12 protein-coding genes are annotated in these 16,973 nt (G+C 52.3%); 8 read left to right on the top strand and 4 right to left on the bottom strand.

The features are described from left to right. Positions 1-26 precede the first annotated feature (26 nt). Positions 27-2,663: a DNA topoisomerase (ATP-hydrolyzing) subunit A gene (gene gyrA, locus NNO08_RS18610; RefSeq protein WP_271440115.1), complete on the bottom strand. Its 2,637-nt coding sequence runs from the start codon at positions 2,661-2,663 to the stop codon at positions 27-29. A gap of 158 nt (positions 2,664-2,821) precedes the next feature. On the opposite strand from gyrA, the gene ubiG reads away from it, so the two are divergent. The 4 genes from ubiG to yfaE all read left to right on the top strand — a co-directional run bounded on the left by ubiG (position 2,822) and on the right by yfaE (position 7,819). Next, complete coding sequence (gene ubiG / locus NNO08_RS18605; RefSeq protein WP_271440116.1) at positions 2,822-3,550, top strand: bifunctional 2-polyprenyl-6-hydroxyphenol methylase/3-demethylubiquinol 3-O-methyltransferase UbiG; 729 nt, start codon at positions 2,822-2,824, stop codon at positions 3,548-3,550. A 488-nt stretch (positions 3,551-4,038) separates the two neighbouring features. After that, entirely contained in the window at positions 4,039-6,324 is a 2,286-nt protein-coding gene (gene nrdA / locus NNO08_RS18600; protein ID WP_271457293.1) for a class 1a ribonucleoside-diphosphate reductase subunit alpha, read from the top strand. 110 nt (positions 6,325-6,434) lie between these two features. After that, positions 6,435-7,565 carry a class Ia ribonucleoside-diphosphate reductase subunit beta gene (gene nrdB, locus NNO08_RS18595; protein ID WP_271440122.1) on the top strand — a complete coding sequence of 377 codons (1,131 nt, stop codon included), beginning with the start codon at positions 6,435-6,437 and terminating at the stop codon, positions 7,563-7,565. Continuing rightward, positions 7,565-7,819 carry a ferredoxin-like diferric-tyrosyl radical cofactor maintenance protein YfaE gene (gene yfaE / locus NNO08_RS18590; protein WP_115643144.1) on the top strand — a complete coding sequence of 85 codons (255 nt, stop codon included), beginning with the start codon at positions 7,565-7,567 and terminating at the stop codon, positions 7,817-7,819. Before nrdB ends, yfaE begins: the two co-directional genes overlap by 1 nt. Before the next feature lie 3 nt (positions 7,820-7,822). Here the strand turns inward: yfaE and NNO08_RS18585 are convergent, their stop codons facing one another. After that, positions 7,823-9,013 carry an MFS transporter gene (locus tag NNO08_RS18585; protein WP_333908957.1) on the bottom strand — a complete coding sequence of 397 codons (1,191 nt, stop codon included), beginning with the start codon at positions 9,011-9,013 and terminating at the stop codon, positions 7,823-7,825. 217 nt (positions 9,014-9,230) lie between these two features. On the opposite strand from NNO08_RS18585, the gene NNO08_RS18580 reads away from it, so the two are divergent. Continuing rightward, positions 9,231-10,109, top strand: a complete 879-nt coding sequence (locus NNO08_RS18580) for a LysR family transcriptional regulator (protein WP_271448516.1) — start codon at positions 9,231-9,233, stop codon at positions 10,107-10,109. Positions 10,110-10,171: 62 nt separating this feature from the next. Here NNO08_RS18580 and glpQ read toward each other — a convergent pair whose 3' ends face one another. Then, positions 10,172-11,239: a glycerophosphodiester phosphodiesterase gene (gene glpQ / locus NNO08_RS18575; protein ID WP_137384133.1), complete on the bottom strand. Its 1,068-nt coding sequence runs from the start codon at positions 11,237-11,239 to the stop codon at positions 10,172-10,174. A 3-nt stretch (positions 11,240-11,242) separates the two neighbouring features. Continuing rightward, the gene (gene glpT, locus NNO08_RS18570; protein WP_137384134.1) at positions 11,243-12,601 is read right to left on the bottom strand and encodes a glycerol-3-phosphate transporter; all 1,359 of its coding nucleotides are present in this window, start codon (positions 12,599-12,601) and stop codon (positions 11,243-11,245) included. A 272-nt stretch (positions 12,602-12,873) separates the two neighbouring features. Here glpT and glpA point away from each other — a divergent pair, with 272 nt between their 5' ends. From glpA to glpC, 3 genes are read left to right on the top strand one after another with little or no spacing between them, the layout of a single operon-like run. Continuing rightward, entirely contained in the window at positions 12,874-14,502 is a 1,629-nt protein-coding gene (gene glpA, locus NNO08_RS18565; protein ID WP_271457291.1) for an anaerobic glycerol-3-phosphate dehydrogenase subunit A, read from the top strand. Continuing rightward, a complete protein-coding gene (gene glpB, locus NNO08_RS18560; protein ID WP_271457290.1) occupies positions 14,492-15,751 on the top strand; it encodes a glycerol-3-phosphate dehydrogenase subunit GlpB in 1,260 nt (419 codons plus the stop codon). Before glpA ends, glpB begins: the two co-directional genes overlap by 11 nt. After that, complete coding sequence (gene glpC / locus NNO08_RS18555; RefSeq protein WP_271457289.1) at positions 15,748-16,938, top strand: anaerobic glycerol-3-phosphate dehydrogenase subunit GlpC; 1,191 nt, start codon at positions 15,748-15,750, stop codon at positions 16,936-16,938. Before glpB ends, glpC begins: the two co-directional genes overlap by 4 nt. Positions 16,939-16,973 lie beyond the last annotated feature (35 nt).

Here is a 16,973-nt window from a genome sequence, read left to right as displayed (position 1 = left end):
CTCCGGCCCTTCTCATTACAACTTAATTACTCTTCTGCGTCATCTGCCGCATCATCGTCGCTCTCAGCTTCAGGAGCGATATCATCGTCCCCTTCCGCAGCACTACCGTCGATGGAGTCAAGTTCTTCATCATCAACCGGTTCAGCAACACGTTGCAGACCGACGACGTTTTCATCTTCCGCCGTGCGGATGAGGATCACGCCCTGGGTGTTACGCCCAACCACGCTGATTTCCGACACGCGAGTACGCACCAGCGTACCGGCATCGGTGATCATCATGATCTGGTCGGTATCTTCAACCTGTACCGCGCCGACAACAGAGCCGTTGCGCTCGGTAACCTTGATGGAGATAACGCCCTGCGTCGCACGAGACTTGGTCGGATACTCTTCTGCCGCGGTACGCTTACCGTAGCCGTTCTGCGTTACGGTCAGAATAGCGCCTTCACCGCGCGGAACAATCAGAGAAACAACTTTATCTTCTCCTGCCAGCTTGATACCGCGTACACCGGTCGCGGTACGACCCATCGCACGAACGGCATCTTCTTTAAAGCGCACCACTTTACCGGCAGCAGAGAACAGCATGACTTCATCAGAACCTGAGGTCAGATCGACGCCAATCAGCTCATCACCATCATTGAGGTTAACCGCAATAATACCGGCAGAACGCGGACGGCTGAACTCGGTCAGCGCCGTTTTCTTCACCGTACCGCTGGCGGTCGCCATGAAGACGTTCACACCCTCTTCGTACTCGCGTACCGGCAGAATTGCGGTGATGCGTTCGTTGGCTTCCAGCGGCAGCAGATTGACGATTGGACGTCCACGCGCGCCACGGCTCGCTTCCGGTAGCTGATAAACTTTCATCCAGTACAAACGACCACGGCTGGAGAAGCAGAGGATCGTGTCGTGAGTATTGGCCACCAGCAGGCGGTCGATAAAGTCTTCTTCTTTAATACGTGCTGCTGATTTACCTTTCCCGCCACGACGCTGCGCTTCGTAATCGGTTAACGGTTGATATTTCACATAGCCCTGGTGAGACAAGGTTACGACAACATCTTCCTGGCTAATCAGATCTTCGATGTTGATGTCAGCGCTGTTCGCGGTGATTTCAGTACGACGTGCGTCGCCGAACTGCTCACGAATCAGCTCCATCTCCTCACGGATAACTTCCATCAGACGATCGGCACTGCCCAGAATGTGCAGCAGTTCAGCAATCTGCTCCAGCAGCTCTTTGTATTCGTCGAGCAGTTTTTCATGCTCAAGGCCGGTCAGTTTCTGCAAGCGCAGATCCAGAATCGCCTGGGCCTGCTGTTCAGTCAGGAAGTACTGACCATCACGCACGCCAAACTCAGGTTCCAGCCATTCAGGACGCGCAGCGTCATCACCCGCACGTTCCAGCATGGCAGAGACGTTACCCAGTTCCCAGGAACGCGCAACCAGTGCCGCTTTCGCTTCAGCTGGGGTCGGTGCACGACGGATCAGTTCGATGATCGGATCGATGTTGGCGAGAGCAATCGCCAGCGCTTCGAGGATGTGCGCACGGTCACGGGCTTTACGCAGTTCAAAAATAGTACGGCGGGTAACCACTTCACGACGGTGACGAACAAACGCAGCGATAATATCTTTCAGGTTCATGATCTTCGGCTGACCATGGTGCAGCGCAACCATGTTGATACCGAAAGAAACCTGCAGTTGGGTCTGGGAGTAGAGGTTATTCAGCACCACTTCCCCAACCGCGTCGCGTTTCACTTCAATCACGATGCGCATACCGTCTTTGTCAGACTCGTCACGCAGTGCGCTGATACCTTCAACGCGTTTGTCTTTTACCAGCTCGGCGATTTTCTCGATCAGGCGTGCTTTGTTCACCTGATACGGAATTTCATGCACGATGATGGTCTCACGGCCAGTTTTCGCGTCAGCTTCGACTTCTGCACGTGCGCGAATGTATACCTTGCCGCGACCGGTACGGTAAGCTTCTTCGATACCACGACGACCATTGATGATCGCTGCGGTCGGGAAGTCCGGACCCGGAATATGTTCCATCAGCCCTTCAATGCTGATGTCTTCATCGTCAATATATGCCAGACAGCCGTTGATCACTTCCGTCAGGTTGTGCGGCGGAATGTTGGTTGCCATACCTACCGCGATACCGGACGAACCGTTCACCAGCAGGTTAGGAATTTTGGTTGGCATGACGTCTGGAATGCGTTCGGTGCCGTCGTAGTTATCGACGAAATCAACCGTTTCTTTTTCCAGGTCAGCCATCAGCTCGTGGGCGATTTTCGACATACGGATTTCCGTATAACGCATCGCAGCTGCGGAGTCGCCATCGACAGAACCAAAGTTACCCTGACCATCCACCAGCATGTAACGCAAGGAGAATGGCTGCGCCATACGAACAATGGTGTCGTAAACGGCGGTATCACCATGAGGGTGGTATTTACCGATTACGTCACCAACGACACGGGCAGATTTTTTATAGGCTTTATTCCAGTCGTTGCCCAATACGTTCATGGCGTAAAGTACGCGACGGTGTACCGGCTTCAGGCCATCTCGGACGTCCGGCAGCGCACGGCCAACAATGACCGACATCGCATAATCCAGATAGGAGCTCTTCAGCTCTTCCTCAATGTTGACCGGTGTAATTTCTCTCGCAAGGTCGCTCATCTAACCGCTATCCCTCTACTGTATCCCGGATTCAAAGGTCGCAAATTATAACACACCCGTGCAGATTCAGGTAAATGGATTCCCCCAGACGGAGGCTTTATTCATCCCGTCAGGCTGATATACTCGTTTGCATTGCAAATTTAGGAGTAGAAGCCCCAATGAATGCCGAAAAACCGCCGGTAACTCACAACGTTGACCATGAAGAAATTGCCAAGTTTGAAGCAGTCGCGTCACGCTGGTGGGATCTTGAGGGTGAATTTAAGCCTCTGCACCGCATAAACCCGCTGCGTCTGGGCTATATTGCCGAGCGGTCAGGTGGTCTGTTTGGTAAAAAGGTACTCGACGTCGGCTGCGGCGGCGGGATTCTGGCAGAAAGTATGGCGCGTGAAGGCGCAACGGTCACCGGCCTGGATATGGGGTTTGAACCCTTACAGGTGGCAAAACTGCATGCGCTGGAAAGCGGCATACATGTTGAGTATGTGCAAGAGACAGTCGAAGAACACGCCGAGAAATATGCGCACCAGTATGACGTCGTCACCTGTATGGAAATGCTGGAACACGTACCGGACCCGCAGTCTGTGGTCAGAGCCTGCGCCAAACTGGTCAAACCCGGCGGCGAAGTGTTTTTCTCCACGCTCAACCGTAACGGTAAGTCCTGGTTGATGGCCGTGGTCGGCGCGGAATATATTCTGCGCATGGTGCCTAAAGGTACACACGATGTGAAAAAATTTATTAAGCCGGCTGAATTGTTACAGTGGGTTGACCAGACGGTGTTGAAGGAACGTCACATGACCGGTCTGCATTACAACCCCATCACCAACACCTTCAAACTGGGCCCCGGCGTGGATGTGAACTATATGGTGCATACCACCGCCAAAAGCGAATAAACCGGCGCTCATGGCCTGATGGCGCTGAATTGTAGGCCGGATAAAGCGCGCCAGCGCCGCCATCCGGCACGACACCGAACGTCAATGCCTGATGGCGCTTCGCTTATCAGGCCTACGTGATTACGCATCACCTACTCATCCTGAGTAGGTGCCTTAGGGCAATTTTTGTGCCAGATCATAAGAACTTTCTTTGCCTTAGATGAAGAAATCAGCACTCGATCAAATTTTCTATTTTTTTTCTCAATTATTGACATCCCCGCCAGGCCTTATAAGACGCGCACTTAGCGATTCTTACCCTTTTGCAACCTCAATTTAACCTCAAAATCAACTCTTGTGCTGAAAAGAATCCCTACTAGAATACTCACCATATAGCGTCTATTTTATCAAACAACCCCTACATATAGTATTTATCCACAGACTTAGTCACAACGTGGCACTGTGGATAATATGGGGGATATTTTTTCTTTCACGGACAGGTAAAAAACCACATGAATCAGAGTCTGCTGGTGACAAAGCGTGATGGTAGTACAGAGCGCATCAATCTCGACAAAATCCATCGAGTTCTGGATTGGGCGGCAGAAGGACTGAATAACGTATCGATTTCACAGGTCGAGTTGCGCTCCCACATTCAGTTTTATGACGGTATCAAGACTTCCGATATCCATGAAACAATCATCAAAGCTGCTGCGGACCTGATCTCCCGCGACGCGCCGGATTATCAGTACCTGGCTGCTCGCCTGGCAATTTTCCACCTGCGTAAAAAAGCCTACGGTGAGTTTGAGCCGCCAAAACTGTTCGACCATGTCGTGAAAATGGTTGGAATGGGTAAATACGACAATCATCTGCTGGAAGACTACACGGAAGAAGAGTTCAAGCAGATGGACTCGTTCATCGAGCACGACCGTGATATGACCTTCTCTTATGCTGCGGTAAAGCAGTTAGAGGGCAAATATCTGGTGCAAAACCGTGTGACCGGTGAGATTTATGAAAGCGCACAGTTCCTCTACATTCTGGTCGCGGCCTGCCTGTTTTCTAACTACCCGCGTGAAACCCGTCTGGAATACGTTAAACGTTTCTACGACGCCGTTTCTACGTTTAAAATTTCGCTGCCGACACCAATCATGTCCGGCGTGCGCACCCCTACCCGCCAGTTCAGTTCCTGTGTACTGATCGAGTGTGGCGACAGCCTGGATTCGATTAACGCCACGTCCAGCGCGATTGTAAAATACGTTTCTCAACGTGCTGGCATTGGTATCAACGCGGGTCGCATTCGTGCGCTGGGTAGCCCGATTCGCGGCGGTGAGGCGTTCCACACGGGCTGTATCCCATTCTATAAACACTTCCAGACAGCGGTGAAATCCTGCTCTCAGGGCGGTGTTCGTGGCGGTGCCGCCACGCTGTTCTACCCGATGTGGCATCTGGAAGTGGAAAGCCTTTTGGTGCTGAAAAACAACCGTGGCGTAGAAGGCAACCGCGTCCGTCATATGGACTACGGTGTGCAAATCAACAAGCTGATGTATACGCGCCTGCTGAAAGGCGGTGACATCACCCTGTTCAGCCCGTCCGATGTTCCAGGTCTGTACGACGCATTCTTCGCCGATCAGGACGAGTTTGAACGCCTGTACACAAAATATGAAAACGACGACAGCATCCGCAAACAGCGCGTGAAAGCGGTTGAGCTATTCTCGCTGATGATGCAGGAACGTGCTTCAACTGGTCGTATCTACATTCAGAACGTTGACCACTGCAACACCCACAGCCCGTTTGATCCGGCTGTCGCACCGGTACGCCAGTCCAACCTGTGTCTGGAAATCGCACTGCCGACCAAACCGTTGACCGATGTGAACGACGAAAACGGTGAAATCGCACTGTGTACGTTATCCGCATTCAACCTTGGTGCTATCGACAGCCTGGATGAGCTGGAAGAACTGGCCGTACTGGCTGTGCGTGCTCTCGATGCGCTGCTGGATTACCAGGATTATCCAATTCCGGCCGCTAAACGTGGTGCCATGGGCCGTCGTACGCTGGGTATTGGCGTGATCAACTACGCCTACTGGCTGGCGAAAAACGGTAAGCGTTACTCTGACGGCAGCGCAAATAACCTGACCCACAAAACCTTTGAAGCCATTCAGTATTACCTGCTGAAAGCCTCTAACGAACTGGCAAAAGAGCAAGGCGCATGCCCGTGGTTCAACGAAACCACCTATGCACAGGGTATTTTGCCGATCGATACCTATAAGAAAGATCTGGATGCCATTGCCAGCGAGCCGTTGCACCTGGATTGGGAGCAACTGCGTGAGTCCATTAAGACCCACGGTCTGCGTAACTCCACGCTTTCTGCGCTGATGCCGTCGGAGACCTCTTCGCAGATCTCCAACGCCACTAACGGCATTGAACCGCCGCGCGGCTACGTGAGCATTAAAGCATCCAAAGATGGCATTCTGCGTCAGGTTGTGCCGGACTACGAACACCTGCACGACGCGTACGAACTGCTGTGGGAGATGCCGAACAATGACGGGTATCTGCAACTGGTAGGGATCATGCAGAAATTTATCGATCAGTCGATTTCTGCCAACACCAACTACGATCCGTCACGCTTCCCATCAGGAAAAGTGCCGATGCAGCAGTTACTGAAAGACCTGCTCACCGCCTACAAATTTGGTGTCAAAACGCTGTATTATCAGAACACCCGCGACGGTGCGGAAGATTCTCAGGACGATCTGGTGCCATCCATTCAGGATGATGGCTGCGAAAGCGGCGCATGTAAGATCTGATGAATGATGCCGGGTGGCGCTACGCTTACCCGGCCTACGATTGCACGGTTTGTAGGCCGGAAAGGTGCTTGCACCGCCTCCGGCGCACATCCCACAAAGGATTCACATCAATGGCATACACCACTTTTTCACAGACGAAAAATGACCAGCTTCTGGAACCGATGTTTTTCGGCCAGCCGGTGAACGTCGCCCGCTACGACCAGCAAAAATATGACATCTTCGAAAAACTGATCGAAAAACAACTCTCTTTCTTCTGGCGTCCGGAAGAAGTCGACGTTTCACGTGACCGCATTGACTTCCAGGCACTGCCGGAACATGAAAAACATATTTTTATCAGCAACCTGAAGTATCAGACGCTGCTGGACTCTATTCAGGGGCGTAGCCCGAACGTGGCACTTCTGCCGCTGATTTCTATCCCTGAGTTGGAAACCTGGGTGGAAACGTGGGCATTTTCCGAGACTATCCACTCCCGCTCTTATACCCATATCATCCGTAATATCGTTAACGATCCCGCGGTGGTGTTCGACGATATCGTCACCAACGAACAGATCCAGAAACGCGCGGAAGGTATTTCCAGCTACTACGATGAGTTGATCGAGATGACCAGCTACTGGCATCTGCTGGGCGAAGGCTCGCATACGGTCAATGGTAAAACGGTTGTCGTCAATCTGCGTGAACTGAAGAAAAAACTGTATCTGTGCCTGATGAGCGTTAACGCGCTGGAAGCTATTCGCTTCTACGTCAGCTTTGCCTGCTCTTTCGCTTTTGCGGAACGTGAACTGATGGAAGGCAATGCAAAAATCATTCGTCTGATTGCCCGTGATGAAGCCCTGCATCTGACCGGCACCCAGCATATGCTGAACCTGCTGCGCAGCGGTGTCGACGATCCAGAGATGGCCGAAATTGCCGAAGAGTGTAAACAAGAGTGCTATGACCTGTTTGTACAGGCCGCGCTGCAGGAAAAAGAGTGGGCAGATTATCTGTTCCGTGACGGTTCGATGATCGGTCTGAACAAAGATATCCTGTGCCAGTACGTTGAGTACATCACCAATATCCGTATGCAGGCTGTTGGCCTTGATCTGCCATTCCAGACACGCTCTAACCCGATCCCGTGGATCAATACCTGGCTGGTATCCGATAACGTCCAGGTTGCACCGCAGGAAGTGGAAGTCAGCTCTTACCTGGTCGGCCAAATCGACGCCGAAGTTGATACCGACGACCTGAGTAATTTCCAGCTCTGATGGGCCGCGTTACTCTGCGCATCTCTGGCACACAACTGCTGTGCCAGGATGAACATCCTTCCCTGCTCGCCGCGCTCGAATCGCACAACGTTGAAGTCGAGTATCAGTGCCGTGAAGGTTACTGCGGTTCTTGCCGTACCCGCCTGGTGGCGGGACAGGTTGACTGGATTGCAGAACCTCTGGCGTTTATTCAGCCGGGCGAGATATTGCCCTGCTGTTGCCGGGCAAACGGGGATATTGAGATTGAAATGTAGTGCTTAGTGGACTTCATGCGCGGAGACCAGTACCACGTCGCCGCGTTTTTTCATCTGCATGATATACAACGCCCCGGCCAGCACCACCAGCAAAGCCCCAACCAGGTAAATCGCCCGATACCCCACACCTTCAACCATCATGCCCATAATGAACGCACCAATCGCCATTCCCGCATCCATTGCATTGAAAAACAGCGAATTGGCAACACCGATTTTGTGCGGCTCCACCGAGCTAATAATTTGTGTCTGAAACACAGGCGTCACTGAGCCATAGCCGATACCAATTAATCCACCGGCCAGAATCATCATAATACTCCCGTTGGTGTAACCCAGCGCCACCAACCCAACGGTGAAGGCCAGTAAGCACGGGTAAACCACGTATTTCGGCCCTTTTTTATCACAGATATTGCCGGTAAAAGTTCGGCAGACCATCAGGCAAATAGCGTAGCAAAGCAGGAAATTACTGGCAGCGGCCATCAAATCCAATTCGCGGGCATACAATGCAAGGAAAGCTGAAACACCCGCATAGGAAAAGGTCATAAAGAATGTCACCATCGCGAAAGGCAGCGCAGCGCGGTCAAACATGGCTGCAAAACCCAGCTTCGGTTTAGATCCATCAGCGTGACGAATCACTGGCGGTACGGCGACAATCAGTGACAGCACAATCCCCAGCGCCGCCACGGCCGTGCACAGCCAGAATGCGGCGGTGTATGCTTCCCAACGCGCCATGTTCAGCCCGACCCATGGCCCAACCACCATCGCCAATCCCATGGCTAACGAGAAAAAACTGATGCCCTCCCCACGTCGGGAGGCCGGTATCAACCGCGCGGAAATCGTTCCTTTTACCGTGGTTATAACGCCAAACGTTACACCATGAAGCACCCGAATCAGCAGGAGTGATTCAATTGAATGGCAAACCGGATACAGCGCAGTGACCACCAAAAAGGCCAGAGAAGAGAGCACCAGAATCGTTTTATTCGAATATTTTCCCACCCACTGCCCGGCAAAAGGACGAACAAGAATGGCTGCGCCCAAAAAGAACGTGACTAATAAACCGGCCTTATCAGGAGTCGCATGCAGGCGATCCGAAATATAGATCGGAAGCAGGGTCAGCAGGACATAAAAAACAAAAAAGATAATAAAGCTGATAATTGTTATTGCCCAAAAATCCTTCGTCCACAGTTTTTCTTTCATTTTCGACAACCTGTTCAGACGGCGCACGCAGGCAACGCTCAGCTCAACTGAACCACGGACAGGTGCGTCAAAATGTGATTTATACCCGTCATACTTCACGTTGCTTACGTGTTGGCTACGCCAATTATTTTGGGTACTGAATGTAGAAAGCAAGTATAAACAGGCCTATGATATTAGAGAAATTAATCATTTTAATTATATTAATTAGAGATAACTAATGACGCTAACACAGATCCACGCCCTGCTTGCCGTTCTTGAGTACGGTGGTTTCACCGAAGCCAGCAAGCGGCTCTATATGACCCAATCGGCAGTGAGTCAGGCTATTTCAGCGCTTGAAGAAGAGCTGGGCATCGATATTTTAATCCGTGAGCGTCGAAAAGATATTCAGCTAACACCAGCAGGTTCCCGGCTTATCCCACACCTTCGTGAGATTATCGTGCAAACGCACGCGGTCAAAGAGATTGCCGAGCAGGAGAAGCAAAACCCAATTCGTACCCTGCATATTGGCTGTTTTCCCAGTGCCTGCGCCTGCATTTTACCCGGCATCATCCGCTACTTTGAGCATCAGCACCCTACTATCAAAATCATACCCTACGAAGAGAACAGCAACGAGATAGTGGATTCACTCCGCAATGGGAGCATTGATGCAGGCTTTGTACACTTCCCGGTCAGCAATATGTATTGCGTACCTGTCATTCGTGACAGATTCACCGTAGTGGTCCCCGAAAGCCACCCGCTGGCAGCCAACACCACCGTTTCGCTGGAAGAACTGATGGGAGAACCGCTGATTATCAGTAAAGGCCGCTATGAATTAAGCATCATGACATTGTTTAAAGAAAAAGGGATTGAGCCAGTTATTAAATACGAATTTAACCATCCGGATACCGCAATGAGTTTTATTCGCCAGGGGCTGGGGATTGCATTACTACCGGAACTCACGCTGAAGGCAGTTGGCGGGGAAATTCGCTCTGTAGCGCTGGAGCCAACGTTTTATCGACAAATATCGTTATTGGCAAAAGAGCCGCCGGTAGACGGCAGCCCTTTATTTCTACTGCAGGCATATATGGAATCGTTGACTGCTGACGGCCTCATCTAGCAATCTGCTCACGCTTCACAAATAAGGCCTGCGAGAATACGTTCATCGCAGGCCTTCTGCCGTTACTCTTTATGCAGGAATTTTACCGCTTTGTCGGGGAAGTCGGTGAACAGCCCGTCAACGCCCGCCTTGTTGTACAACACGTCATACAGCTGGTTTACATCCGTTGCATAATCCGGCAACTGATCGGCACGAACAGTATATGGATGCACCACCATCTTGTTCTGGTGCGCGTCCTGTACCATACCCGTTAATGAGATATTGCCCTTACTGGACTTCTCATCAACCAACATATGGTAGTCCGGCCCAATGCCATCCGCATACTCCGCCACCTGCTTCATGGCACCCGGTTTGAACATCCAGTCGTAGTTGTAATTTACCCAACTGCCGTCTGGTTTTTTCTCCTGAGTTTCATTCCAGTCAGTGTACGCAATCAACTGCACCAGATTGAGATCCATCCCCATCTTCGGTTCCAGTTCATTTTTGATGCGTTTTAACTCCGCAACATCAAAGCACTGCAGATAGACATTGTCTTGTTTACCGGTGTACCCGTACTTTTTCAGCACTTCCAGCGTCTTAGCGGCGATGTCCTTCCCTTCCTGGTGATGGAACCACGGCGCTTTCATTTCCGGGTAAATGCCGATGTTTTTGCCAGTTGAATGATTTAATCCCTGAACAAACTCAATTTCTTCTTCGAAAGTGTGCACACGGAAATCAGATTTACCCATCGGGAAACGCCCTGGATATGTCTGTACCTTTTTGCCATTTTCGATATCGAAACCTTCGGTAAATTTCAGCGATTTGATCTCATCCAGCGTAAAGTCGATGGCATAGTAACGCCCATCTTTACGCGCACGATCCGGGAAGCGCTCAGCAACATCGGTTACGCGGTCAAGATAGTGGTCATGCAGGACAACCAGGTGATCATCCTTGGTCATCACCAAATCCTGCTCCAGAAAATCCGCACCCTGAGCATAAGCCATCGCTTTCGCAGGCAGCGTGTGCTCGGGTAAATATCCGCTGGCACCACGGTGTGCAATGACAATTTTATCTGCGGCAACCGCCGCACTGCTAACAACCATACCTGCCAGCATCAGCGCTACGCTGAGACTTTTCAATGTGGTTTTCATCCATTAGCCCCCGTTACGCTTCAGCATCATTTCTGCATGATGTCGTTTTTCACCAATCATGACGACCACCAGCAGAATCACCGCCAGTACGCTACCGCCAATCATCACCATGAAGCCGCCATCCCAGCCGAAGAAGTCAACGGTGTAACCTACAATGGCGCTCGCCGCTACAGAGCCGCCCAGGTAGCCGAACAGTCCAGTAAAGCCTGCCGCCGTCCCCGCCGCTTTTTTCGGTGCCAGTTCCAGCGCATGCAGACCGATCAACATGACCGGGCCGTAGATCAGGAAGCCGATGATAATCATACAAGCCATATCCACGTTCGGATTGCCTGCCGGGTTCATCCAGTAAACGACCGTCGCGATGGTGACCAGCGTCATAAAGAACACACCAGTGGCACCACGGTTACCGCGGAAGACTTTATCCGACATCCAGCCGCACAGCAGCGTACCCGGAATACCGGCATACTCGTACAGGAAGTAAGCCCAGGACGATTTATCCAGCGCAAAATGCTTCACTTCTTTCAGATAGGTCGGTGACCAGTCCAGGATACCGTAACGCAGTAGATAGACGAACACGTTGGCGATAGCGATATACCACAACAGTTTATTCGGCAGTACGTATTGCATGAAGATCTGCTTCGCAGTCAGCTCTTCTTCCGCTTTTTCGTTGTAATCATCCGGATAGTCGTTCTTGTACTCTTCGATAGGCGGCAGGCCACAGGACTGCGGCGTATCACGCATCATCGCAAAGGCGAACAGCGCAACGACTATCGCACCAAAGGCAGGCATGTACAGCGCAGCTTTCCAGTCGTTAAACCAGGCCATACCCAACAGGAACAGCAGCGGAGGCAGACCGCCACCGACGTTATGCGCACAGTTCCAGACGGAAACGATGCCGCCACGCTCTTTCTGCGACCACCAGTGCACCATGGTACGGCCACACGGCGGCCACCCCATCCCTTGGAACCAACCGCAGAGGAACAGCAGCACAAACATGACTGCAATGCTGGATGTCGCCCACGGCACGAAGCCCATGAACAGCATCACCGCAGCAGCCAGAATCAGACCCGCTGGCAGGAAAACGCGCGGATTCGAGCGATCCGAGACGGACCCCATGATGAATTTCGAAAATCCGTATGCAATGGAGATACCGGACAACGCAAAGCCCAGATCGCCACGAGAGAAACCCTGTTCAACCAGATACGGCATGGCCAGAGCAAAGTTCTTACGTACCAGATAGTACGCGGCATAACCGAAAAAAATCCCCAGGAAAATCTGCCAGCGCAATCGACGATAAGTCGGATCGATCTCCGCTGCAGCTAAACGCGCTTTGTGTGGCGCAGGTTTAAAAATACTCAACATATATAGTAGCCTCCGTGGCCGTCTTTCATTCGAAGGAAACACTGCAGATTGCCGTAACAACCCTACCGCTCCCAGTGTGGCCGCGATGTTAAGGAAACATTCAGGGCAATAATGTGAATTACAGCACAGATTGTTACACATTTATGACAAATGTTCATAAAAGCGCACGGAATCACGTTTCATTTTCGAATTATGAGCGATTATGCGCGAAATCAAACAATCCATGTTTTTTATGTGGCTAAATGATAAAAAACGAACTGTGAGGAAAAACAATGAAAACTCGCGACTCGCAAACAAGTGACGTGATAATCATTGGTGGAGGAGCAACAGGTGCAGGGATCGCACGCGACTGTGCCCTGCGCGGATTGCGCGTCATCTTAGTAGAACGCCACGATATCGCGACAGGCGCGACGGGCCGTAACCACGGTCTGCTGCACAGCGGAGCACGTTACGCTGTTACTGATGCTGAATCTGCCCGCGAATGCATTAGCGAAAACAAAATTCTGAAACGTATCGCCCGCCATTGTGTTGAGCCGACGGACGGTCTGTTTATTACGCTGCCAGAAGATGAACTCTCTTTCCAGGCAACCTTTATTCGTGCCTGTGAAGACGCGGGCATCCGCGCAGAAGCGATTGATCCACAGCAGGCGCGTATTATCGAACCTTCGGTAAACCCGCAACTGATTGGCGCAGTGAAAGTACCAGACGGTACCGTTGATCCTTTCCGCTTAACCGCCGCCAACATGCTGGATGCACGAGAGCACGGTGCGATTATCTTAACGGCCCATGAAGTGACGGGGCTGATTCGTGAAGGTGCGACCGTGTGCGGGGTGAACGTACGCAACCATCTGACGGGCGAGATGCAGTCTCTGCATGCACCGGTGGTTGTTAATGCCGCCGGGATCTGGGGTCAGCGCATTGCAGAATATGCGGATCTGAGCATCCGTATGTTCCCGGCGAAAGGTTCTCTGTTGATCATGGACCATCGCATAAACCAGCATGTTATCAACCGCTGCCGTAAGCCATCTGACGCCGATATTCTGGTCCCTGGCGATACCATTTCGCTGATCGGTACAACCTCACAGCACATTGATTACGACGATATCGACAGCAACCGCGTCACCGCAGAAGAGGTGGATATTCTGCTGCGTGAAGGTGAGAAGTTGGCGCCAATTATGGCGAAAACTCGCATCCTGCGTGCTTACTCCGGTGTGCGTCCGCTGGTGGCCAGCGACGACGATCCGACCGGCCGTAACGTCAGCCGCGGTATTGTGTTATTCGATCACGCCACGCGCGACGGACTGGACGGATTTATCACCATTACCGGTGGCAAACTGATGACCTACCGCCTGATGGCGGAATGGGCCACCGACGCAGTGTGCCGTAAACTGGGCAATTCTCGCCCTTGTACGACCGCAGAGACAGCACTGCCAGGCTCGCAGGAATCGACCGAACACACGCTTAAACGCGTTATCTCTTTGCCAGCACCACTGCGCGGCTCAGCGGTCTACCGCCATGGCGACCGCACCCCGGCATGGCTTAGCGAAGGCCGTCAACACCGCAGCCTGGTCTGTGAATGTGAAGCCGTCACCGCAGGCGAAGTGCAATATGCCGTTGAAAATTTAACCGTCAACAGTTTGCTCGACTTACGTCGTCGCACCCGCGTCGGGATGGGGACGTGTCAGGGCGAATTGTGTGCCTGCCGCGCCGCAGGTTTGCTACAACGTTTTAATGTCACTACCGCCGCACAATCTATCACCCAGCTTTCTGAATTCCTCAACGAACGCTGGAAAGGCGTGCAGCCTATCGCGTGGGGAGATGCACTGCGCGAAAGCGAATTCACCCGCTGGGTTTATCAGGGGTTATGCGGTCTGGAAAAGGAGCACCAGGATGAAATTTGATACCGTCATTATCGGCGGCGGTCTCGCCGGGCTGATGTGTGGCCTGCAACTGCAAAAAAGCGGGTTGCGCTGCACGATTGTTACCCGCGGCCAAAGCGCTCTGCACTTTTCCTCCGGTTCACTGGATTTGCTCAGCAACCTGCCAGATGGTCAACCGGTAACCGACATTGAAGCGGGGCTGAATGCACTGCGTACTCAAGCTCCGGGTCATCCTTATAGCACCATCGGAACGCAGACTGTACTGGCGCTGGCGCAGCAGGCGCAGAATCTGTTGGAAGAGTGCGGAACACATTTGCACGGTAAGGTTCATCAGGCTCATCAACGTGTAACACCGTTGGGAACCCTGCGTTCAACCTGGCTTAGTTCGGCGGAAGTGCCGGTCTGGCCGTTATCAGCACAACGCATCTGTGTGGTGGGAATTAGCGGCTTACTGGATTTCCAGGCGCACCTGGCCGCGGCCTCACTGCGCCAGCGTAACCTCAGCGTCGACACGGCTGAAATCGATTTGCCAGAACTGGATGTCCTGCGTGATAACCCAACCGAGTTTCGTGCCGTCAACATTGCACGTCTGTTAGATAACGAAGATAAATGGTCGCTGCTCTATGACGCCCTGCTGCCAATCGCAAAAACCTGCGACATGATAATTATGCCAGCCTGTTTCGGTCTGGCTGACGATCGGCTCTGGAAGTGGCTCAACGACCGCCTGCCCTGCTCACTGATGTTATTACCCACTTTACCGCCATCAGTGTTGGGCATGCGCCTGCATAACAAATTGCAGCGCCAATTTGTACGCCAGGGTGGGGTGTGGATGCCTGGCGATGAAGTGAAAAAAATCACCTGTCAGGATGGCGTTGTCAGCGAAATCTGGACCCGCAACCATGCCGATATTCCATTGCGTCCACGCTTCGCCGTGCTCGCCAGCGGTAGCTTCTTTAGCAGCGGGCTGGTTGCCACGCGTGAGGCCGTTCATGAGCCGATTCTCAGTCTGGATGTACAACAAACCGCCACACGCGCGCAATGGTATCAGCGTGACGTTTTTGATCCGCAGCCGTGGCAACAGTTTGGCGTAACCACCGATGCTGAACTGCGTCCATCGCTTGCAGGAAAAACAGTAGAGAATATGTTTGCCATCGGATCGGTACTTGGCGGTTTTGACCCTATCGCCCAGGGTTGCGGAGGCGGAGTGTGCGCAGTGAGCGCTTTACACGCCGCTCATCATATTGCGAAACGTGCAGGAGGCCAGCAATGAGCGACACACGTTTTGAAAGTTGTATCAAATGCACAGTGTGCACCACAGCCTGCCCGGTAAGCCGTGTCAACCCTGGTTACCCTGGCCCTAAACAAGCCGGCCCTGACGGTGAACGTCTGCGTTTGAAAGATGGCGCGTTATACGACGATGCGCTGAAATATTGCATCAACTGCAAACGCTGTGAAGTGGCCTGCCCTTCGGATGTCAAAATTGGCGATATCATTCAACGCGCTCGTGCCAAATACGACACGACGCGTCCATCGATACGTAACTTTGTCTTAAGCCATACCGATTTGATGGGCAGTGTTTCTACGCCGTTCGCACCCATCGTGAACACCGCTACATCATTGAAACCGGTGCGCCAGCTTCTTGATTATGCACTAAAAATCGATCATCGCCGTACGCTGCCGAAGTACTCCTTTGGCACCTTCCGCCGCTGGTATCGCAGCGTTGCCGCACAGCAGGCGCAGTACCAGGATCAGGTCGCCTTTTTCCACGGCTGTTTTGTGAATTACAACCATCCCCAGCTCGGTAAAGACCTGATCAAGGTGTTGAATGCGATGGGTACTGGCGTGCAACTGCTGAGTAAAGAGAAATGCTGCGGCGTACCGCTGATTGCCAACGGTTTTACCGATAAAGCGCGTAAGCAGGCAGTAAGCAACGTGGCCTCACTCAGAGAGGCGATTGATGGCAAAGGCATTCCGGTTATTGCCACCTCTTCAACCTGTACCTTTGCGCTACGCGATGAATACCCTGAAGTGCTGGATGTCGACAACTCAGGTCTGCGCGAACATATTGAACTGGCTACACGCTGGCTGTGGCGCAAGCTGGACGAAGGGAAAACGTTGCCGCTGAAAACGTTGCCGCTAAAAGTGGTCTATCACACACCCTGTCATATGGAGAAAATGGGCTGGACACTCTATACGCTGGAACTGCTGCGACAAATTCCTGGACTTGAACTGACAGTGCTGGATTCACAGTGCTGTGGGATCGCCGGAACGTACGGATTCAAAAAGGAAAACTATCCGACGTCACAGTCAATCGGCGCACCGCTGTTCCGCCAGATTGAAGAAAGCGGCGCGGATATCGTCGTGACCGACTGCGAAACGTGTAAATGGCAGATTGAGATGTCTACCAGTAAGCGCTGCGAACATCCGATCACCCTGCTTGCCAAAGCGTTGGGTTAAACCTGTTGCCCGGTGTCATTTGCTACCGGGCATTT

The organism is Citrobacter sp. Igbk 17, assembly GCF_028069775.1.
Taxonomy (GTDB): Bacteria; Pseudomonadota; Gammaproteobacteria; order Enterobacterales; family Enterobacteriaceae; genus Citrobacter.
Note: the sequence above shows the minus strand (reverse complement) of the source record. Positions and strands in the feature narration are given on the sequence as shown.